A 19,753-nucleotide genomic window follows, 5' to 3' on the forward strand; every position below is an offset into this window, starting at 1 on the left:
GCCCATGCCGCGCAACACCTCGGTCGTCCTGAGCGATCACTTTAACGATTTCATAACGAAGGCCGTGGAATCTGGCCGCTATAACTCGGCCAGTGACGTGGTACGCGCGGGATTGCGGATGTTGGAAGCGGAAGAAGAAAAACTGCAACGCCTGAGAGAGGAATTGCAAAAGGGAATCGACAGCGGTTTCATCGAAGATTTCGATTTCGATGAGTTCTTGGCTGATATGAACAGTAAACACCGCGCATGATGCACTTGCGCCTTTCGCATGAGGCCCGGGAAGACCTGCGCGGGATATGGATATATTCTGCGGAGACATGGGGCCCACAACAGGCCAACAGATACTTGGATGCAATCCGCGCCGCGATTACGGGGTTAGCGGATGGCACCACAGTCTCCCGCAGCGCCGAGGATGTTTTGCCCGGATGCCGTAGGGTGACCTGCGGGCGGCATGTTGTATATTTCCGAGAAGATATGGATGCCGTTGAGGTGATCCGGGTGCTGCATCAGCGGATGGATGCAGGGCGGTGGGTTTGAGGTTGGTAACAACTTTTTAGTAAAGAGGTACACATTAAGTCATCAAAACCTACACTATTTTCCATGTAAGGCCCACATCCCTCAATGGTGTTGCGCGCCAAGTATAGTCACCATAGGTTGTGCGAAAACTGAGGTTAATTGATGTTTTTGATCTATTATGATGAGGTTAAGTTTGAAAGAGGCGTTCAACCTGCGCATTGGTTTGGTGGTATAGCTGTCCATGTCGATGAAATTGGTACAATTGAGGCGGAGCTAAATCAGCTGGCGAAAGAAATCTTTGGTCAGTCTGTTCTGAATCTGGAGACTGAATTCCACGCCAAGGACATTTTTCACGGCAAGAATAATTTTAAGGGCATGCCATTCGAGGAAAGGCTAGCAGTTTTTGAAAGATTGGTATCTTTCACAGCCTTAGACGAGGTTAGCTCAATTTACGCTCGCGTTGAACTGGAAAAAGTACATTTCATCTCAACCAAAGCCGAGGGCGAAGAACTAGCTTTTATGTATTTCATCGAAAAAACTGACGAATTCTTAAAACGCAAACGATCGTACGGCATGTTGATTGGTGATTATGACGAGCCCAACATCGGCCCTTCGGTCGCAAATTTATCCAAATTTCGCGATGATGGGACAAAGTTCAGTTATGGTCGAGAAATCAAGCAACTCGTTGACACAGTGCATTTTGCTAAATCTCATCACAGTCGTCTTATCCAGCTTGCAGATGTAGATTTGTACTGTCGCCAATTCATGTGCCAGAAGAACGAAACAAATTCGCGAAAAGCCCTTGTCGAAATAATCCGCAAGTATTCTGCAAAAAGATTCCCCAAGAAATACAAGGATTATCCGTCACTTCGATGATAGGAGAAGGTGATGACCGGCGCCCGAAGGCTGCCAAGACGGGTGTCAATGGATCTGCCGGTCTTCGGCACCACTAACTATACGAAGTCTAGAAAACTTCAACCCACTTAATAGATCAAATTTGCCTGTCTAGGTAAATTTTCGCCTAAACAACCACCTCCATCTCCTCCTGCTCACCCACCCCAAACACCCGTTTATACCGGGTGATCTCGTCCTCCGGCCCCATGGCCTTCCTGGGATTATCCGACAATTTCACCGTGGGCCGCCCGTTGGCCGCCACGGCTTTGCAGACCAGGGAGAAGGGGGCGAGGGCGTCGCCTTCGGTGAGCCCTCGGAAATCGTTGGTCAGGAGTGTGCCCCAGCCGAAGCTGAATTTCACGCGGCCGTAGAAGCGTTTGTGCAGGTCGATGATTTTCTCTTCGTCCAACCCGTCGGAGAAGATGATCAGTTTCTCGCGCGGGTCTTCGCCGCGGTCTTGCCACCAGCGGATGGCGGTCTCGGCCCCCGTCGCCGGATCGCCGGAGTCGATGCGGATGCCTGTCCAGCCGGCCAGCCAATCGGGGGCGTGATCGAGGAAGCCCTGGGTGCCGTAGGTGTCGGGCAGGATGATGCGCAGGTTGCCCTCGTGCTCCTCATGCCAGTCGGCGAGGACCTTGTAGGGGGCTTGGCGCAGGGCCTCGTCATCCTCGGCCAGGGCGGCGTAGACCATGGGCAACTCGTGGGCGTTGGTGCCGATCGCCTCAAGATCGCGGTTCTTGGCGATGAGGCAGTTGGAGGTGCCGACGAAGCCCGCGCCCAGCCCTTCGCCCATGGCTTGCACGCACCAATCCTGCCACATGAAGGAGTGGCGGCGGCGGGTGCCGAAATCGGCGATGCGCAGGCCGGGGAGGCCGCGCAGGCGTTCGATCTTGCCCCAGAGCTTGGTCATGGCGCGGGCGTAGAGGACTTGCAGTTCGAACTTCTTCATGTCGTGCAGGACCGCGCGGGAGCGCAGTTCCATCAGCACGGCGAGGGCGGGGATTTCCCAGAGCATGACCTCGGGCCATTTGCCCTCAAATGTGAGTTCGTATTGCCCGTCGCGTTTTTCGAGGTGGTAGGGAGGGAGTTGCAGGTTCTCGAACCACTCCATGAAGGCGGGGGTGAACATCTGGCGTTTGCCGTAGAACATGTTGCCGCGGAGCCATGTGCTCTCGCCCCGTGAGAGGGAGAGGGAGCGGATATGGTCAAGCTGTTCGCGCAGCTCGCCTTCGTCGATGATATCGGCGAGGCGGATGGAGGTGCTGCGGTTGATGAGCGAGAAGGTCACATCGGTGTCGGGCTTGTTGCGGAAGACCGATTGGCACATCAGCAGCTTGTAGAAATCCGTGTCGATGAGGGACCGCACGATGGGGTCCATCTTCCAGCGGTGGTTGTAGACGCGGGTGGCGATATCGACCATGGCGGGCCTCCGGGGAACAATTCCGCCCGGTTAAAGCAAAGCGGGCGGGGGGTGGCAAGGTCAGGACGCGGCGAGGGTGGCGCGGATGTCCTTGAGAAGCGAGGAGGCCCCGAAGCGGAAGAGCGTGGGCTGGAGCCAGTCGGGGCCGAGGCGGGCGTGGGTGGCGGCCATGTAGGGCAAGGCCGCGCGGGCGGTGGAAATGCCGCCGGCGGGTTTGAAGCCGATTTGGTGGCCGGTTGCCTGATGGTAGGCCTCGATCGTGTCGAGCATGGTCAGGGCGGCGGGGAGCGTGGCGTTGGTGGCCTCCTTCCCCGTTGAGGTTTTGACCACATCCGCCCCGGCCATCATGGCGGTGAGGGAGGTGCGGGCGACGGTGGTAAGGTCGCCCAGTTCGCCCACGGAAAGGATGCATTTGAGGTGTGCATCACCGCAGGCCCTGCGCAGGGCGCGGATATCCTCGTAAAGCGCGGGCCAATCGCCGGAGAGGGCGAGGTAGCGGGGGATGACGATGTCGATTTCCGTGGCCCCGGCGGCGGTGCTGTCTTCGACTTCGGCCACCCGGGCGCGGGGCGAGGATAGGCCCGCCGGGAACCCGGCGGATACCGCGGCGACGGGGATGCCGGTGCCGTCAAGCGCGGCAAGGGCGGTGGGGATCATGGCGTGATAGACACAGACCGCGCCGACGGTGAGGCCCCCTGCCCCATGCTTTTCAGCCAGTTCGGCGGGCAAGGGTGCGCGGGCGGTCTGGCACAGGGCCTCGACCCGTTCGGGGGTGTCATCGCCCGAAAGCGTGGTGAGGTCCATGCATTGGATCGCACGGAGGAGCCATGCGGCGTGATGGGTGCCCGCGTTGTTGCAGCTTGCGTCGATCTCGGCGGTCTCGGCCTCCATCGCCGCGTCATCCACCTGCACGCTGTCCAGCCAGCCCAGATCAAGCGCCTGGCCCGGATTGCGGGGCGGATAATCGGTGGCAAGCGGCGGCGGGGCGATATCGGTGAAGCAGCGCATTGCAAATCCCTGATGGACAATTGCCCAAGCTGTTGCACGCCCCCCCGGGCTTGGCAACCCAAGCTCGGCCCGGCAATTGCACGGAAGCGCCACGCCTGGAGTGGCGTTAGAAGTTGTTTTTGCAAATCATTCGCAATTCATTTGACTTAGTTGCGAGTCACTCTCATATTCTCCGCAGTGCAGAAAACGCGAGAGAATGATTCCATGTCTTTGACCCGTCGTGACCTTCTGGCCTTTGCCGCCGCGAGCCTTGTCGCCCGCCCCTCCTTCGCACAGGAACGCCTGACGGTTGTTGCATCAACCGGGATGATCGCCGATGCCGCGCGGCGCGTTGGTGGCAGCGCGGTTGAGGTAAAGGCCCTGATGGGCCCGGGGGTTGACCCGCATTCCTACCGCCAGACGCGCAGTGATATCGTGGCCATGACGCGCGCCGATCTGGTACTTTGGCATGGGCTTTATCTGGAAGCACAGATGGAGGAATTCCTTCTCAAGCTGGGCCGCCGCCGCAACGTGGTGGCCGTGGGCGAGGCGGTGCCGCAGGCCGAGTTGATCGGGCATGAAGATTACAGCGGCAAGTTTGACCCGCATGTCTGGATGGTGCCGGAGCTTTGGGTGCCTGTGGTGCGCGCGGTGCGCGATGCGCTGAGCGATGTTGCGCCGGACAGCGCCGAGGTCTTCGCCGCCAATGCCGAAACCTATATCGCAGAGATCACACGGCTGGGTGACTATGCGCGGGGTGTTTTGCAAACCGTGCCGGAGCCCGCGCGCGTGCTGCTGACCGCGCATGACGCCTTTGGCTATTTCGGGCGCGCCTATGGCTATGAGGTTTTGGGCATCCAGGGGATTTCCACGGAATCCGAGGCGGGGTTGAACCGTATTCGGACGCTGGTTGATATGCTGGTGGAGCGCGACATCGGCGCGGTTTTCGTTGAAACCTCGGTGTCGGATCGCAACATTCGCGCGCTTGTCGAAGGGGCCGCCGCCAAGGGGCACGAGGTGCGCATCGGGGGCGAGCTGTTCTCGGACGCGATGGGGGAACCGGGCACCTATGAAGGCACTTATCTGGGGATGATCGACCATAACGCCACGGTGATCGCCGCCGCCCTTGGCGGGCAGGTGCCCGAGCGCGGCATGGATGGCAAGCTCAAGGCGGGGATGTAAGTGATGGCGTTGAAACTGGCCCGTGAGAGCGGTCACCCGCAGCCACAAGCCGACCAAAGCCACAGCCCGATGGCCATTCGCGGCCTGACGGTTAGTTATGGTGAGAAACCGGCAATCTTTTCGGTCGATATGACGGTGGAGCCCGGCGCGATGACGGCGATCATCGGGCCGAATGGCGCGGGCAAATCAACGCTTCTCAAGGCTGCTTTGGGCGTGGTCAAACCGCTGTCGGGCAATGTCACCTGTTGGGGTGCGCCTTTGGGCAAGATGCGGGCGCGCATTGCCTATATGCCGCAGCGCGCCAGCGTCGATTGGGATTTCCCGACGCGGGTGATCGACGTTGTCCTGATGGGGATGCAGCGCGAATTGGGCCTTTTGGGCCGGGTGCGCACCAAGCATCTTGAGCGGGCGGTGTCGTGTCTGTCGCGGGTTGGCATGGAGGGCTTTGCCGACCGTCAGATTGGCCAGCTTTCCGGCGGACAGCAGCAGCGGGTGTTCCTTGCCCGCGCCTTGGCGCAGGAGGCGGACCTGTACCTGTTGGATGAGCCTTTCGCGGGGGTCGATGCGGCCACGGAAAAGGCGATTATCGCCGTGCTGAAAGACCTCAAGGCCAAGGGCAAAACCGTGGTGGCCGTGCATCACGACCTGTCGACGGTGCGCGATTATTTCGACCGTGTGTTCCTGATCAATACCCACAAGGTGGCCGAGGGGCCGGTAGAGAGCAGTTTTACCGAAGAGACCCTTCAATCGGCCTATGGCGGGCGGTTGGCGAACCTGCCCAAGGGCGCGGTGGGCTAAGCCATGCTTTGGGAGGCAATGTTCCTGCAACTTGGCTATAACGCCACGCTGGTCACCATCGGCGCGGCGCTTTTGGGCATGGCGGCGGGTGCAACCGGGGTTTTCCTGTTTCTTGGCAAACGCGCCTTGGTGAGCGATGCGATCAGCCATGCCACCCTACCCGGTGTCGGGCTGGCCTTTATCGTCATGGTGGCGTTGGGCGGCGATGGCCGGGCGCTTTTGGGGCTTTTGCTGGGCTCGGCCCTGTCGGCTGGGGTGGGCCTTTTGTGTGTCAGTTGGCTGACCCGGGCGACGCGGTTGAGCGAGGACGCGGCGATTGGCGCGGTGCTGTCGGTGTTCTTCGGGTTCGGGATCGTGTTGTTGACGGTGATCCAATCGATGACCGCCGGGCGGCAGGCCGGGTTGGAAACCTTCCTTTTGGGATCGACCGCCGGGATGCTGTGGGATGATGCGGTGGTGATCGCGCTGGGCGGTGCGGTGGTTCTGGCGCTGGTGATGCTGTTGCGCCGGCCGATGGCGGCGGTGGCCTTTGACCCCGAGTATGTCGCCGCCAGCGGTGGCGATGTGCGGCGGATCGAATTGGCGATGATGGGCTTGGCCATGGCGATTACGGTGGTGGGGTTGAAGGTTGTCGGTCTGATCCTGATCGTGGCGCTGTTGATCATTCCCGCCGTCGCGGCGCGGTTCTGGAGCGAACGGGTGGGCCGTGTCGTGACGAGTGCCGGGGCGCTTGGCGGGGCCTCGGGGTGGATTGGCGCGGCGTGGTCGGCGACGGCGCCGAACCTGCCCACCGGACCGATTATCGTGCTGGTGGCCTTTGCGCTGTTTTTGGTGTCGCTTCTGCTGGCGCCGGGGCGCGGGGTTTTGGCCGCCGCTCTGCGACACCGGCGGTTTCAGCGCCGGGTGCATTTGCGGCAAGGCTTGCTGGCACTGGCGCAGGGCCAGCCGATTTACGAGGGCCTGACCCTGCGCCTGATGCGGGCGGCGGGGCATTTGCGGCCCGATGGTGTGGCGACCGAGGCGGGGCGCGCGCAGGCCGCTCGTGCGCTGTTGGATGAGCGCCGCTGGCACCTGCTGCGCAGCGATCCGCGGCACGAGGCAGCGGCGGCGCGGTACGACGGGTTGACCCCGTTGGAGCGGGTTTTGACCCCGGATCAGATCGCGGAATTGGATCGGCAGTTGCGGCCAGAGGGGATCACATGATGGGTGAGGAATTCGTGGCCCTGTCTTTGCCGCCGATGGTGATTGGCACCTGTGCCGCCGTGGCCTGTGCCCTGCCCGGGAACTTCCTGTTGCTGCGGCGGCAGGCGTTGATTGGCGATGCAATCTCGCATGTCGTTTTGCCGGGGATCGTGGCGGCCTTTCTGGTGACCGGCGTGATTGCCGCGCTGCCGATGATGCTGGGCGCGGGGGTGGCGGCCCTTGTCGCGGTGGCATTGATCGAGGTGATCCGCCGCTTGGGCAAGATCGAGCCGGGGGCGGCGATGGGCGTGGTCTTTACCGCGATGTTTGCCGGGGGTGTGCTGCTGTTGGAGCAGTCGGATACATCGGATGTGCATCTGGACGTGCAGCACGCGCTTTATGGCAATCTGGAAAGCCTGATCTGGCTGGATGCCTTTGGCTGGTCGTCGCTATTCGAATGGGAGGCTTTGAAGGGGCTGCCACCCGAGCTGCCCCGTATGCTGGCGACCATGCTGTTTGTCAGTGCCTTCACATGGGTTTTCTGGCGGCCGTTGAAGATCAGCAGTTTTGACGAGGGGTTTGCCCGGACGGTGGGCCTGCCGACCGGGGCCTTGGGCCTGTCGTTGGTCATCGTCGCGGCGATTGCGGCGGTCGCGGCCTTTGATGCGGTGGGGTCGATCATCGTGATCGCGATGTTCATCTGCCCGCCCGCTGCCGCACGGTTGATGACCAACCGGTTGGAGGTACAGGTGGCCTGGAGCGTTGTTTTTGCCGTGATCTCGGCGGTGCTGGGCTATGTTCTGGCCGGATACGGCCCGCTATGGCTGGGCTTTGACGATGCGGTGAGCGCGGCGGGGATGATCGCCACGGTGTCGGGCGTGATCCTTGGGCTGGCCGCGGTTTTCGGGCCGCATCGGGCGCCGGTTGGGGCCGCGGCGGAAGGCTAACCGCAGATGTGGCGCACCATGGCGCTTTCGGGGTCTTTCAGCGCCTCGATGACATCGAAATGATGGGTGCCGGGGGCGATGTGCAGCGGGGCGTCCCATGCCTCGGAGAGCCATCGCGCTTGATCCAGAAACACGGGACGTTCATTGGCCCCGACCCAGATTTTTACCGGGACATCCACCGGCGTCATCAATACCGGGCTTTCGGCCTCGGCGGTGGCGATGTTCATCCTGAATTGATCGTTCATGGAGGTTTCCAGCAGCGGGCGTAGGTCGGCCACGGGGGAAATCGGTACGACCGAGGAAAGGCGCGCGGCCAGATCATCGGGCAAGACCCCCGGGACCGCCATCCGTGAGACCAGATGGCCCCCGGCGGAATGGCCGGTGAGGGCAATTGGACCATCGACCTGGGTTGCTGCAAAGGTCACGGCCTGTTCGATCTGATCGGTGATCTGGGCGATGCTGACATCGGGGCAGAGGTCATAGGAGGGCATCGCCACGGCCCAACCCCGGGCCAAGGGACCGGCGGCGAATTGCGACCAATAGGACTTGTCGAACCGTAGCCAGTAGCCCCCATGAACAAAGACACAAAGGCCCTCGGGCGCGCCATCAGGCAGAAAGATGTCCATGACCTGCCGGAGGCTGTCGCCATAGGCAAGGCCCAGTCTGGCGCGGCCCTCCTCCTCAAGCCCTTTGCGAAACTCTGCCGCCAATCGCGCCCAGCGCGGCGGATAGTCATCCGCATCTGGGATATGCGCGGCATTGGCGTAGGCGTCATCCAGCGGTTTCATGGTCATCCCTTCCATTGCCTTGCGCAATACCCTAGGTCTCTTGGCAAGACACGCGCAAGGTGCCATGCCATCGCGCATTCAGACCAAAGGGAGAGACGCCATGACCAAGACCGATCTGAAATCGCTTTTGAAAGACCCCAGCCTTTTGGCCGAACAGGCCTATCTGGCCGGTGACTGGGTGGATGGCGACGAGGGGACCTTCGAGGTCACGAACCCGGCCCGTGGTGACGTTATTGCCCATGTGGCCGACCTGAGCCGTGCGCAGGTGTCCAAGGCGATTGCCGAGGCTGAGGTCGCACAGAAGGACTGGGCCAAGTGGACTGGCAAGGAACGTGCTGCGGTGCTGCGCAAATGGTTCGATCTGATGATGGAAAACCAGGATGACCTTGGCACCATCCTGACCGCCGAGCAGGGCAAGCCGCTGACCGAGGCCAAGGGCGAGATTGCCTATGGCGCCAGTTTCGTCGAGTTTTTCGCTGAAGAGGCCAAGCGCGTTTACGGCGAAACCATCCCCGGCCACCAGCGCGACAAGCGCATTACCGTGATGAAACAGCCCATCGGGGTCGCCGCGTCGATCACGCCATGGAACTTCCCCAATGCGATGATCACCCGCAAGGCCGCCCCGGCGCTGGCGGCGGGCTGTGCCTTTGTGGCGCGGCCTGCGGAACTGACGCCGCTTTCGGCGACGGCCATGGGTGTTCTGGCCGAGCGGGCGGGTATTCCCAAGGGGGTCTTTTCGGTGGTCACATCCTCCAATGCATCCGAGACCGGCAAGGAGTTCTGCGAAAACCCCATCGTGCGGAAACTGACCTTTACCGGGTCCACGAACGTGGGCCGCATCCTGCTGCGGCAAGCTGCCGATCAGGTGATGAAATGCTCGATGGAACTGGGCGGCAATGCGCCCTTCATCGTGTTTGACGATGCCGATCTGGATGCCGCCGTGGAAGGCGCCATCATGTGCAAGTTCCGCAACAACGGGCAGACCTGTGTTTGTGCCAACCGGATCTATGTGCAGGCCGGCGTTTATGATGCCTTTGCCGAGAAACTGAAGGCGGCGGTTGAGAAGTTGAAGATGGGCGACGGCATGGAAGACGGCGTGGCGCTTGGCCCGCTGATCAACGCGCAGGCGGTTGAAAAGGTTCAAAACCATATCGCTGATGCCAAGGCCAAAGGCGCGAATGTGATCCTTGGGGATAGTGAGGCCCCACAGGGGCCGGGGTATTTCCTGCCCCCCACCATCGTCACCGGCGCCACCAAGGAGATGGAGTTCTCGACCGAGGAAACCTTTGGCCCCTTGGCACCGCTCTTCAAGTTCGAGGATGAGGACGAGGTGATCGAACTGGCCAATGACACGATCTTTGGCTTGGCCAGCTATTTCTATGCCAAGGACCTGAGCCGCGTTTACAAGGTGGCCGAGGCTTTGGAATACGGGATCGTGGGCGTGAACACCGGCATCATCTCGACCGAAGTGGCCCCCTTTGGCGGGATCAAGCAATCGGGGCTTGGCCGGGAGGGCAGCCACCATGGCATCGAGGAATTCATCGAGATGAAATACGTCTGCATGAGCGTGTGAGTTCGAAGCGGGGGGAACCCCTTGGGTTAACGGGAAAAACCGCTGTCTGCATCACGTCGGTATTGCGTCGGTATTGCGTCGGTGCTTTTTACCGACGCCCGGCGGATTGACAGGGCGTGCGGTGAGAAACCTACGGGAGTTTTGTACGTTTTTTTGCGCCGCCGCTCATCAGCCCTTGCGGGCTTCTTCGCGAGGGGTAGTCGCACCCGGTCGCGGTTTTTCGCGCGCTTTGATCGGGTGATTTCGCAATTGGTGTGAGGCGTGCTTAGATCTGCGTGACACCAAGGAGGATTTTCCGATGCTGCGTTTGAGTACCGTTCTTGCAAGCCTTTGCCTTGCCGCCCTTCCCGCCTGCGCCCAGAAAGGGGCGGGACCGCTGGACAGTCTTGAGGCTGAATTCGTGGCGCGCGGCAACGAGCCGGGGTGGCGCGTGACGGTGGGGGGCGATGCGGTTGAGATCGTGGCGGCCTATGGGGAGGACACCCGGAGCACCCCGCGTAGCGCGACGCAGGTGACGGATATGGGCCAGACCCTTGAGATGCCGCAGATCAATGCGCGGCTGGAGGTGGAGGATCAGCTGTGCCGGGATGACATGAGCGGGATGCCCTATCCGCAGCGCGCGGTGCTGTCACTGGACGGTCAGGAGTATCGCGGCTGTGCGGGTGATCCCCAAGACCTTTTGACAGGCGCGGAATGGCAGGTCGAGAATGTCTCGGGTGGTGGCGTGATCGACGGCGCCGAGGTGACGATCGCCTTCGATGTCGAGGGCCGCGTCAGCGGGCGGGCCGCCTGCAACCGGTATTTCGGGGGGTATGATTTGACCGGCGAAGGGGTATCTTTCGGGCAGTTGGCTTCGACCCAGATGGCCTGTGCCGAATCGCTGATGGATCTGGAGCGCAAGACGCTGGCGGCCCTCGGCCAAGTGCGGCGGTTTGATTTCGATGAGACCGAAGCGCTGTTGTTGATTGGTGGGCCTGAGGGTGAGGCGCTTTTGACTGCGCGGCGGTGAGGGCGCGCTCATCAGGCCTTGCGGCCTTCCTCGCGAAGAACGGCAGTGATGAGCGCCCGGTTGCTCAAATGATCCAGCTTAGCCCGTCTTCGGTGCGGGCCTTGGGGTGGTATTCGCCGCTGACCCAGCCCTGGTAGCCCTCGGAGTCCAGTCTCGCGAAAAATCCCGGATAGTCGATTTCGCCACTCATGGGTTCGTGCCTGCCGGGGTGGCCGGCCACTTGCACATGTGCGGCGCGGGCCCCGTGTTTGGCCCATGTACCCATGACATCGCCGGTGATGCGGTGGGCGTGGTAGGCATCGAATTGCAGGGCGAGGGTGGGGGCGTTGAGCGCATCAAGGATGCCCGCCGCCTGATCGAAATCGTTGAGGAAATAGCCGGGGATTTCGATGGGGTTGATCGGTTCGATCGTCAGGGGGATGTTGCCTGCCTCCTCGGTGGCCCAGCGCAGATTTTCGAGGAAAGTGTCATTGGCGCGCGGCCCCTCGGCCAGCCCGGCCATAATGTGGATGCGGGCGGCGTTCACGTTGTGAGCCATCTCAAGCGCTTGGTCGAATTCGGCCCGAAAGCGCGCCTTTTGCCCAGGAACGGCGGCCACGCCGCGCCCGCCGCTGTCCCAATCCGGTGCGGGGGTGTTGATGAGGGCCACGGGCAGGTCAGCATCGGCCAAGGCCTTGGGCCAGTCGGGCGAGGTGTAGGGAAACAGAACCTCGACCCCCTCAAACCCGGCCTTTCGCGCGGCCATGGCGCGTTCGGCCACTGGCCACTCGGTGAAAAGCAGCGTCAGGTTGGCGGCGAAGCGGGGCACCGGGCGTCAGTCGGGCAGGTCCGACGAGGGGATGATGCGGAAAAATTCGCCCCCCGACCAGAGGCCGAACCAGCCATCCACATGCGCGCCGATATCGACCAGCCGGTAGAAGCTTTTGCGGTCAATGAGCGCCTCAAGATTGTCGCGGATGAGGACGTAGGGTGAGGGTTCACCGGTGTCAGCGTCGCGTTCTACGCGAATCGGGTTTTCCGGCCCGGCGACCATGCGGTCGCCGACATTGGTTTCGAACACCAGCTCTTGCGATTCACCCTCACCCTCGGCCTCGAAATCGACGGCAACAAAAGGCGCGTCATCGACGGTGATTCCCACTTTTTCCACCGGGGTGACGAGGAAATACTTGTCATCGTCTTTCCGCAGAATGGTAGAAAACAGCCGAACAAGCTCGGGCCGCCCAATCGGTGTGCCAAGGTAGAACCATGTGCCGTCACGGGCGATGCGCATGTCCAAATCGCCGCAAAACGGCGGATTCCACTGATGCACAGGCGGCAGGCCCTTGCCTTGGGCGGCGCGGGCGGCCTCGGCGAGGCTTTCGGCTGACGGGGTCGTGATCGTGTCTTTGCTCATTGCTTTTGCCATTTCCATCTCGCGCGATACACTCATAGGTAAGGATATAGATCACAGGAGGGTTTTGCCATGTCCGATGATGCCGATCTTTTGGCCGGGCTTGAGGCGCTTGAAGGAAAGCTGGCACAGGCGCGCGCCTCGATCACCCGCCGGTTCATCGGGCAGGAGCGGGTGGTGGACCTGTCGTTGTCGGCGCTTTTGTCGGGCGGGCATGGGTTGCTGATCGGTTTGCCGGGCTTGGGCAAGACGCGGCTGGTTGAAACCCTGTCGAAGGTGATGGGCCTTGATGCCAACCGGGTGCAGTTTACGCCCGATTTGATGCCAGCGGATATTCTGGGCTCAGAGGTTTTGGAAACCGGGGCCGATGGCACGCGGGAGTTCAAGTTCATTCCGGGGCCGATTTTTTGCCAGCTTTTGATGGCTGATGAGATCAACCGCGCCTCACCGCGGACGCAATCGGCACTGTTGCAGGCGATGCAGGAACGGCAGGTGACGGTCGCCGGGCAAGACCGCCCGCTGACCCCGCCCTTCCATGTGCTGGCCACGCAAAACCCGATTGAGCAGGAAGGCACCTACCCCTTGCCGGAAGCGCAATTGGACCGCTTCTTGGTGCAGATTGACGTACCCTACCCCGATCGCGATACCGAGAGGGAAATTTTGCTCGCCACCACCGGGGCCGAGGAAGAGGAGGCGCATCAGGTTTTCACGCCGGAGGAATTGATCGCGGCGCAGGGGATGCTGCGCCGGATGCCGGTGGGTGAGGGCGTGATGGAGGCGATTTTGGATTTGGTCCGCGCCTTCCGGCCCGAGGACCCGAGCGCGCCGGAAAACGTGCGCGCCTCGGTGGCGTGGGGGCCGGGGCCGCGGGCGGCGCAGGCGCTGATGCTGACCTGTCGGGCGCGGGCGATGTTGCAGGGGCGCTTGGCGCCCGACATTGATGACGTGGCCGCCATGGCGCAGCCGGTGCTGGTGCACCGGATGGCGCTGAGTTTCGCGGCGCGGGCGCGGGGTGAAAGCCTTGATGCGCTGATTGCCGATACCGTGGGGCAGATCACTCGGAGCGAGGCCGCCGCGTGACCCAAACCGCCCCCCTACGCCCAAGGGCCGAGGCAGAAGCCGCCGCCCTTCCCCCTCTGCTGGCCCGGGCCGAGCATTTGGCGGGGGCTGTCTTGCTGGGCGAGCATGGCCGCAGGCGCGCGGGGGTGGGCGATGATTTCTGGCAATACCGCCCGATGCAACCGGGGGATTCGCGCCGGATGATTGATTGGCGGCGCTCGGCCAAGAGCGACACGCAGTTCATCAAGCAACGCGAATGGCAGATTGCGCAAAGCGTGATGCTTTGGGTGGATCATGCCGCCTCGATGCGCTTTGCCTCGGACGACGGGTTGCCGCAAAAAGCCGATCGCGCGCGCCTTCTGGCGCTGGCCACGGCGATTTTGCTGAACCGTGCGGGGGAGCGTGTGGGGCTCGCGGGAAGTGACCTGCCGCCGCGGCGCGGGCAGGTGCAGATAACCCGGCTAACCGAGGCCTTGACCCGCGAAGAGGGCGAGGCCCCCGATTATGGCGCGCCGGAATTGCGGGGGATGCTGCCGCATTCCCGGGCGCTGTTCCTGTCGGATTTCATGGGGCCGGTGGAGGGCGTGCGCGCAGCGCTGACCAAGGCCGCCGACCGGGGGATTCGCGGGGTCGTTCTGCAAGTGCTGGACCCGGCGGAGGAGCATTTTCCCTACCGTGGGCGGACGATTTTCGAATCCATCGGTGGTAGCCTGACCCATGAAACGCTGAAGGCCTCGGAACTGCGCGATCGGTATTTGGAGCGTTTGGCGGAACGCAAGGCCGAGTTGCAGGATCTTTGTGCCGCGACCGGCTGGCACTATGGGTTGCACCATACTTCGGAGTCGGCGCAATCGGCGCTTTTGTGGCTCTATTCCGCCTTTGAACGGGGGACTGCGCGATGATGCTTGGCCCCATCGGATTTACCGTGCCTTGGCTTTTGGTGGCGCTGGCGGCGCTGCCGATCCTGTGGCTGATCCTGCGGGCGGTGCCGCCCGCACCCATTCGCCGCCGCTTTCCCGGCGTGGCGCTTTTGCTGGGCCTGCGGGATGATGACAGCGTCACGGACCGGACGCCTTGGTGGCTGTTACTGCTGAGGATGCTGGCAGTGGCGGCGATAATTATCGGGCTGGCCGGGCCGGTCTTGAACCCGCGCGGCGAAGGGGAAGAGGCCCGCACCGGGCCGCTTTTGATCGTGCTGGATGCCTCATGGGCCAGTGGGCGCGATTGGCCGGCGCAGGCGGATTTGCTGGAGTCGATGCTGGCCGAGGCGGGGCGCGCGGCGCGGCCCGTGGCCCTTTTGCGGCTGTCGGACCCTGAGCCTGCGGCCTTTCAGGCAGCGGAGGCGTGGCGCACGCGGCTGACCGGGTTGGCCCCCAATCCTTGGGCGCCAGAGATGCAGGGCGCGGCCGAGTTTTTGCCGGAGGGTGATTTTGAAACCCGCTGGTTCTCGGACGGGTTGGCACGCGAGGGGCGCGAGGATTTGCTTGCGGCGCTTGAGGCGCGCGGTGCGGTGACGGTGCATGAAAGCCCCGCGCCCACCTTTGCCCTGCGCCCTGCAGTGATGGCCGATGGTATTGTCGAACTGACCGCCCTGCGCGCGCGGCCCGGTGGGGAACGCGAAGTGACCGTCGAGGCGCATGGCCGTGACCCGCAAGGGATTGCGCGGCTCTTGGCCAGCCTGCCACTGACATTTGCCGAAGGGGAGGTTCAGGCCACAGGTGAGCTTTCCCTGCCTGCGGAGTTGCGCGCCCGCCTGACCCGGTTCGAAATTGCCGGACAGCCGCAGGCCGGGGCCGTGAGCCTGACCGACGATAGCCTGAAGCGGCGCGAGGTGGCCTTGATTGCCGGGCGTGAGGACCGCGAGGGATTGGAGCTTTTGTCGCCGCTGCATTACCTTGAGCAGGCTCTGGAGCCGTCGGCGGATATGCTGGATGGCGCGTTGATGGATATCCTGCCAGCCAACCCTGATGTGATCGCACTGGCCGATGTGGCCACGCTGGCCGCTGCCGAGCAGGAGGCGCTTTTGGAGTGGACCGAAGACGGCGGGATGCTGTTGCGCTTTGCCGGGCCGCGCCTTGCGGCCTCGGATATTTCCCGCGAGACCGAGGCCCCCTTGATGCCCGTGCGCCTTCGGGCCGGAGGGCGCAGCGTGGGCGGGGCGATGTCGTGGGGCGAACCCAAGGCGCTGGCCCCCTTCACCGAGGACAGCCCGTTTTTCGGCCTTTCGGTCCCGGATGACGTCACGGTCACGGCGCAGGTCATGGCGCAGCCCGACCCGACGCTGGCCAATCGGGTGATCGCGCAGCTGACCGATGGCACCCCGCTGGTGACCCGCAAACAGGTGGGTTCGGGGCAGGTTGTCCTGTTCCACGTCACGGCCAATGCCGAATGGTCGAGCCTGCCCTTGTCGGGTCTGTTCGTCCAGATGCTGGAGCGGTTGGCGGTGTCCTCGGTGGTGGCGAAACCCGACGCTGCCGAACTTGAGGGGACGACGTGGCAACCGGTGCAGGTTCTGGATGGGTTCGGGCGGCTGGATGATGCCGGAACGCTGCCCGGGGTTGCCGGGGAAACCCTGATTGAGCCGGTCTTGGGGCCAGGGTTGCGCCCGGGTCTCTATGACGGCCCGGATCGTCGGCTTGCCCTGAACGTGACAACACCGGACACGACGCTGACCCCCATGGCGTGGCCCGCGCGGGTGCCGGTGGAGGGGCTGGCACGCCCGGCCGAGGCGCCACTGGGTGGATGGCTTTTGGGATTGGCGATGCTGCTTTTGATGGCGGATATCATTGCCTCGCTCGCCTTGTCGGGGCGGTTGATGCCCCCCCGCGCCACGGCGGTTCTGGTGGCGGGCCTGATGTTGAGCGATGCTCCGATGGCGCAGGCGCAGCAAGGCACGGACAAGCCGCTTGAAGCCGCAACAGAGGTGGTGCTGGCGCATGTCTTGACCGGGAATCAAGAGCTTGACGAGACCGCGAATGCCGGGCTTTTTGGTCTGTCCGAGACCCTGTTTTTCCGCACCTCGGTCGAGCCTGCCGACCCGATTGGGGTTAACCTCGAAACCGATGAACTGGCGGTTTACCCGCTGCTTTATTGGCCGATCACGCGAGATCAGCCGATCCCGTCGGATGAGGCCTATGCCAAGCTGAATACATATTTGCGCACCGGGGGAATGATCCTGTTCGACACGCGCGATGCCAACGTGGCGGGCTTCGGGGCCTCTTCGCCCAATGGTCAGATGCTGCAACGGCTGGCGCAGCCGCTTGATATTCCGCCGCTGGAGCCGGTTCCGGACGATCATGTTCTGACGCGGACCTTTTACCTTTTGCAGGATTTTCCCGGGCGGCACACGGGGCGCCCCATCTGGGTGGAGGCCGCACCACCCGATGCCGAACAGGTCGAGGGCATGCCGTTCCGCAATCTCAACGACAACGTGACGCCGGTGGTGATCGGGGGCAATGATTGGGCTTCGGCATGGGCGATTGATGAACGGGGCAACGCCTTGTTCCCGGTTGGCCGTGGCTATGCCGGAGAACGGCAGCGCGAGTTGTCGTATCGCTTTGGGGTGAACCTTGTGATGCATGTGCTGACTGGCAATTACAAATCCGATCAGGTGCACGTTCCGGCACTACTGGACAGGCTGGGCCAATGACCTCGACCATCGTATTCGACCCGCTTCTGCCTTGGTGGCTGATTGCCGCCTTGGGCGGCATGATGATGGCGGGGCTGGCGCTTGCGCTGTGGCGTGGCTTGTCGGGCTGGGCGCTTCGGGGGCTGGCGGCGCTTGTGGTCCTCGCCGCCTTGGCGGGGCCGGTGTATCAGCAGGAAGATCGCGCGCCGCTGTCGGATATCGTGCTGCTTTTGGAGGATGAAAGCGCCAGTCAGGGGCTGTCGGACCGCGCCGCGCTGACGGCGCAGGCCGCCCAAGACCTTGAGGATCGTTTGAGCGCGCGGCCCAATACCGAAGTGCGCCGGATTACCGTACCCGACGGTCAGGACAACACCGGCACGCAGGCCATGACCGCCCTTGCCCAAGCCTTGGCCGAAGAGCCGCGCGGGCGGATCGCCGGGGCGATCCTGCTGTCGGACGGGCGGGTGCATGACGCGGAGCGCGCGCCGGACTTGCCCGCGCCGCTGCATCTGTTGCACACCGGGCGCGAGGGTGACTGGGACCGAAAGTTGACCATCGAGAACGCCCCCGCCTTCGCCATTCTGGGCGAGGAGGTGACCATGACCCTGACGATCAGCGACGATGGCGCATCCCCCGACGGCGTGCGGGATGTGCCGCTGGATATCGCCATCGACGGGGAAGAGCCGCAGCGCTTCAACGTGCCGCTTGGCCGTGAGATCGACCTGCCGATCACCCTGCCGCATGGTGGGCGCAATGTTTTGCAGTTCACCACGCCCATGGCCGAGGGTGAGTTGACCGACCGCAACAACACCGCGTTGGTGCAGATCAACGGCGTACGCGACCGGCTTTCCGTATTGTTGGTTTCGGGCGAGCCGCATCCCGGCGGGCGCACGTGGCGCAACTTGCTCAAGTCCGACAGTTCGGTGGATTTGGTGCATTTCACAATTCTGCGCCCCCCGGAGAAACAGGATGGCGTTCCGGTGCGGGAGCTGTCGTTGATCGCCTTTCCGACGCGGGAGTTGTTCCTTGAGAAGATCGAGGATTTCGACCTGATCATTTTTGACCGCTACAAGCGGCGCGGCATTCTGCCGTCGCTCTATCTGGATAACGTGCGCAACTACGTGGAAACCGGGGGCGCGGTGCTGATCGCCGCGGGGCCTGATTTTGCCAGTGCTGACAGCCTCTATCGCACACCGATTGAATCGATTGTTCCGGCCCGGCCCACGGCGCGGGTATTGGAAGAGCGTTTCCGTCCGGAGGTGACCGACCTCGGAGAGCGGCATCCGGTCACTGCTGGATTGGACCGGGTATTCGAGGGAGAATGGGGCCGTTGGATGCGGCAGATCGAGGTCAGCCAGACCTCGGGCGATGTGGTGATGACGGGGCAGGACGACCGTCCGCTTCTGGTGCTGGACCGGGTGGGCGAAGGGCGCGTGGCGCTTCTGGCCTCGGATCATGCGTGGCTGTGGAACCGCGGGTTCGAAGGCGGTGGGCCGCAGTTGGAATTGCTGCGTCGGCTGGCCCATTGGATGATGAAAGAGCCCGAGCTTGAGGAAGAAGCGCTTTGGGCCGAGGCCACGGGCCAGCAGATGCGCATCATACGGCGGTCCCTGTCGGAAGAGGTTGGCCCTGTCACCATCACCACACCCTCGGGTGAAGAGGTTGTCCGCGAGTTGGAAGAGGTCAGCCCGGGGCGTTTCGAGGCACTTTATGATGGGCCGGAAATCGGGCTTTACCGGCTGCAAAACGATGAGCACATGGCCGTGATCGGGCTTGGCCCGGCCTCCCCTGTGGAGTTCGAGGAAACGATTGCCAGCGCCGAGCCGATTGCCAGCATCCTGGAGGCCACGAATGGCGGCGTGAAACCGGTGGCCGATGGCCTGCCCCGTATCCGCGAGGTGAATCCGGGGCGTCCCGCATCGGGGCGCGGCTGGATCGGGATTACGCCGAGGGGGGCTTATGAGACCCAAAGCGTGACGCAAACCGCCTTGTTGCCCGCGTGGCTGGTGTTGCTTTTGGCGGCAGGGTTGATCACCGGCGGTTGGCTGCGTGAGGGGCGGCGCACCTGACACGGGACCGAACGCGCCGCAGGAGTCCCAAGGCATCCACGCCTATTTGCGCGATTTGTCCTAGAGTGCGCGTGACGGGTTACGAGGACGCGTGGTCCTGCTCCGCGCGGGTTTGGCCGAAGCCTGTGGACCCGCCGAACGCTCGGATTGATCCGGAACGCAGATGCACCCCGCCCCGCAACCGCCCACGACATTGCAGGACCGGGACTCACCGCCCTGATCCTCGATGTTCCGTGGGGCTTTGATGGGCCCGAGGAGAGCGCGAAGAAGAAAACGCAGCATTCTGCCGCTCCTGTCTTTGGTTGAGGCCT

At 62.9% G+C, this 19,753-nt stretch carries 18 protein-coding genes; 13 read left to right on the forward strand and 5 right to left on the reverse strand.

All coding sequences use genetic code 11. The features are described 5' to 3' along the window. Positions 1-4 precede the first annotated feature (4 nt). From QZ498_RS00370 to QZ498_RS00380, 3 genes are all read left to right on the forward strand, one after another. Complete coding sequence (locus QZ498_RS00370) at positions 5-250, forward strand: type II toxin-antitoxin system ParD family antitoxin (RefSeq protein ID WP_294619065.1); 246 nt, start codon at positions 5-7, stop codon at positions 248-250. Beyond that, a complete protein-coding gene (locus QZ498_RS00375) occupies positions 247-537 on the forward strand; it encodes a type II toxin-antitoxin system RelE/ParE family toxin (protein ID WP_294619067.1) in 291 nt (96 codons plus the stop codon). Before QZ498_RS00370 ends, QZ498_RS00375 begins: the two co-directional genes overlap by 4 nt. 141 nt (positions 538-678) lie before the next feature. After that, positions 679-1,392 carry a DUF3800 domain-containing protein gene (locus QZ498_RS00380; RefSeq protein ID WP_294619069.1) on the forward strand — a complete coding sequence of 238 codons (714 nt, stop codon included), beginning with the start codon at positions 679-681 and terminating at the stop codon, positions 1,390-1,392. Between the two features lie 145 nt (positions 1,393-1,537). On the opposite strand, the gene pncB is transcribed toward QZ498_RS00380, so the two are convergent. Next, entirely contained in the window at positions 1,538-2,830 is a 1,293-nt protein-coding gene (gene pncB / locus QZ498_RS00385; protein WP_294619071.1) for a nicotinate phosphoribosyltransferase, read from the reverse strand. Positions 2,831-2,890: 60 nt separating this feature from the next. After that, positions 2,891-3,838, reverse strand: a complete 948-nt coding sequence (deoC, locus tag QZ498_RS00390) for a deoxyribose-phosphate aldolase (protein WP_294619073.1) — start codon at positions 3,836-3,838, stop codon at positions 2,891-2,893. A 204-nt stretch (positions 3,839-4,042) separates the two neighbouring features. On the opposite strand from deoC, the gene QZ498_RS00395 reads away from it, so the two are divergent. The 4 genes from QZ498_RS00395 to QZ498_RS00410 are packed head-to-tail and all read left to right on the forward strand — an operon-like array spanning position 4,043 to position 7,926. Beyond that, positions 4,043-4,999 (forward strand): zinc ABC transporter substrate-binding protein, encoded by a 957-nt coding sequence (locus tag QZ498_RS00395; RefSeq protein WP_294619075.1) that lies wholly within the window; start codon positions 4,043-4,045, stop codon positions 4,997-4,999. Positions 5,000-5,002: 3 nt separating this feature from the next. Continuing rightward, entirely contained in the window at positions 5,003-5,797 is a 795-nt protein-coding gene (locus tag QZ498_RS00400; protein ID WP_294619077.1) for a metal ABC transporter ATP-binding protein, read from the forward strand. 3 nt (positions 5,798-5,800) lie between these two features. Beyond that, on the forward strand, positions 5,801-7,000 hold the full coding sequence (locus tag QZ498_RS00405; RefSeq protein WP_294619079.1) for a metal ABC transporter permease: 1,200 nt from the start codon (positions 5,801-5,803) through the stop codon (positions 6,998-7,000). After that, on the forward strand, positions 6,997-7,926 hold the full coding sequence (locus QZ498_RS00410; RefSeq protein ID WP_294619081.1) for a metal ABC transporter permease: 930 nt from the start codon (positions 6,997-6,999) through the stop codon (positions 7,924-7,926). Before QZ498_RS00405 ends, QZ498_RS00410 begins: the two co-directional genes overlap by 4 nt. Here QZ498_RS00410 and QZ498_RS00415 read toward each other — a convergent pair. Continuing rightward, positions 7,923-8,714, reverse strand: a complete 792-nt coding sequence (locus QZ498_RS00415) for an alpha/beta hydrolase (RefSeq protein WP_294619082.1) — start codon at positions 8,712-8,714, stop codon at positions 7,923-7,925. The two genes, QZ498_RS00410 and QZ498_RS00415, sit on opposite strands and share 4 nt — an antisense overlap. Positions 8,715-8,814: 100 nt before the next feature. Between QZ498_RS00415 and QZ498_RS00420 the strand changes: the two genes are divergently transcribed. Both QZ498_RS00420 and QZ498_RS00425 read left to right on the forward strand, forming a co-directional pair. Next, a complete protein-coding gene (locus QZ498_RS00420; RefSeq protein ID WP_294619084.1) occupies positions 8,815-10,287 on the forward strand; it encodes an NAD-dependent succinate-semialdehyde dehydrogenase in 1,473 nt (490 codons plus the stop codon). A gap of 298 nt (positions 10,288-10,585) precedes the next feature. Continuing rightward, complete coding sequence (locus tag QZ498_RS00425) at positions 10,586-11,296, forward strand: META domain-containing protein (protein WP_294619086.1); 711 nt, start codon at positions 10,586-10,588, stop codon at positions 11,294-11,296. 64 nt (positions 11,297-11,360) lie between these two features. Here the strand turns inward: QZ498_RS00425 and QZ498_RS00430 are convergent, their stop codons facing one another. Then, positions 11,361-12,104: a TIM barrel protein gene (locus tag QZ498_RS00430; protein WP_294619088.1), complete on the reverse strand. Its 744-nt coding sequence runs from the start codon at positions 12,102-12,104 to the stop codon at positions 11,361-11,363. Between the two features lie 6 nt (positions 12,105-12,110). After that, positions 12,111-12,689: a DUF1285 domain-containing protein gene (locus tag QZ498_RS00435; protein WP_294619090.1), complete on the reverse strand. Its 579-nt coding sequence runs from the start codon at positions 12,687-12,689 to the stop codon at positions 12,111-12,113. A 69-nt stretch (positions 12,690-12,758) separates the two neighbouring features. Between QZ498_RS00435 and QZ498_RS00440 the strand changes: the two genes are divergently transcribed. The 4 genes from QZ498_RS00440 to QZ498_RS00455 are packed head-to-tail and all read left to right on the forward strand — an operon-like array spanning position 12,759 to position 19,442. Then, positions 12,759-13,766 (forward strand): MoxR family ATPase, encoded by a 1,008-nt coding sequence (locus QZ498_RS00440; RefSeq protein WP_294619092.1) that lies wholly within the window; start codon positions 12,759-12,761, stop codon positions 13,764-13,766. Continuing rightward, the gene (locus QZ498_RS00445; protein WP_294619094.1) at positions 13,763-14,647 is read left to right on the forward strand and encodes a DUF58 domain-containing protein; all 885 of its coding nucleotides are present in this window, start codon (positions 13,763-13,765) and stop codon (positions 14,645-14,647) included. Before QZ498_RS00440 ends, QZ498_RS00445 begins: the two co-directional genes overlap by 4 nt. Further along, positions 14,644-17,394: a DUF4159 domain-containing protein gene (locus QZ498_RS00450; RefSeq protein ID WP_294619096.1), complete on the forward strand. Its 2,751-nt coding sequence runs from the start codon at positions 14,644-14,646 to the stop codon at positions 17,392-17,394. Before QZ498_RS00445 ends, QZ498_RS00450 begins: the two co-directional genes overlap by 4 nt. Next, on the forward strand, positions 17,391-19,442 hold the full coding sequence (locus tag QZ498_RS00455; protein ID WP_294619098.1) for a hypothetical protein: 2,052 nt from the start codon (positions 17,391-17,393) through the stop codon (positions 19,440-19,442). The genes QZ498_RS00450 and QZ498_RS00455 overlap by 4 nt, the downstream gene beginning before the upstream one ends. Positions 19,443-19,753 lie beyond the last annotated feature (311 nt).

Source organism: uncultured Roseovarius sp. (genome assembly GCF_913057115.1).
GTDB lineage: Bacteria > Pseudomonadota > Alphaproteobacteria > Rhodobacterales > Rhodobacteraceae > Roseovarius.

Excerpts from the sequence above, each read along its gene's own strand:
- QZ498_RS00370 (WP_294619065.1), top strand. The coding sequence starts at position 5 with ATGCCGCGCAACACCTCGGTCGTCCTGAGCGATCACTTTAACGATTTC.
- QZ498_RS00375 (WP_294619067.1), top strand. The coding sequence starts at position 247 with ATGATGCACTTGCGCCTTTCGCATGAGGCCCGGGAAGACCTGCGCGGG.
- QZ498_RS00380 (WP_294619069.1), top strand. The coding sequence starts at position 679 with ATGTTTTTGATCTATTATGATGAGGTTAAGTTTGAAAGAGGCGTTCAA.
- pncB (WP_294619071.1), bottom strand. The coding sequence starts at position 2,830 with ATGGTCGATATCGCCACCCGCGTCTACAACCACCGCTGGAAGATGGAC.
- deoC (WP_294619073.1), bottom strand. The coding sequence starts at position 3,838 with ATGCGCTGCTTCACCGATATCGCCCCGCCGCCGCTTGCCACCGATTAT.
- QZ498_RS00395 (WP_294619075.1), top strand. The coding sequence starts at position 4,043 with ATGTCTTTGACCCGTCGTGACCTTCTGGCCTTTGCCGCCGCGAGCCTT.
- QZ498_RS00400 (WP_294619077.1), top strand. The coding sequence starts at position 5,003 with ATGGCGTTGAAACTGGCCCGTGAGAGCGGTCACCCGCAGCCACAAGCC.
- QZ498_RS00405 (WP_294619079.1), top strand. The coding sequence starts at position 5,801 with ATGCTTTGGGAGGCAATGTTCCTGCAACTTGGCTATAACGCCACGCTG.
- QZ498_RS00410 (WP_294619081.1), top strand. The coding sequence starts at position 6,997 with ATGATGGGTGAGGAATTCGTGGCCCTGTCTTTGCCGCCGATGGTGATT.
- QZ498_RS00415 (WP_294619082.1), bottom strand. The coding sequence starts at position 8,714 with ATGAAACCGCTGGATGACGCCTACGCCAATGCCGCGCATATCCCAGAT.
- QZ498_RS00420 (WP_294619084.1), top strand. The coding sequence starts at position 8,815 with ATGACCAAGACCGATCTGAAATCGCTTTTGAAAGACCCCAGCCTTTTG.
- QZ498_RS00425 (WP_294619086.1), top strand. The coding sequence starts at position 10,586 with ATGCTGCGTTTGAGTACCGTTCTTGCAAGCCTTTGCCTTGCCGCCCTT.
- QZ498_RS00435 (WP_294619090.1), bottom strand. The coding sequence starts at position 12,689 with ATGAGCAAAGACACGATCACGACCCCGTCAGCCGAAAGCCTCGCCGAG.
- QZ498_RS00440 (WP_294619092.1), top strand. The coding sequence starts at position 12,759 with ATGTCCGATGATGCCGATCTTTTGGCCGGGCTTGAGGCGCTTGAAGGA.
- QZ498_RS00450 (WP_294619096.1), top strand. The coding sequence starts at position 14,644 with ATGATGCTTGGCCCCATCGGATTTACCGTGCCTTGGCTTTTGGTGGCG.
- QZ498_RS00455 (WP_294619098.1), top strand. The coding sequence starts at position 17,391 with ATGACCTCGACCATCGTATTCGACCCGCTTCTGCCTTGGTGGCTGATT.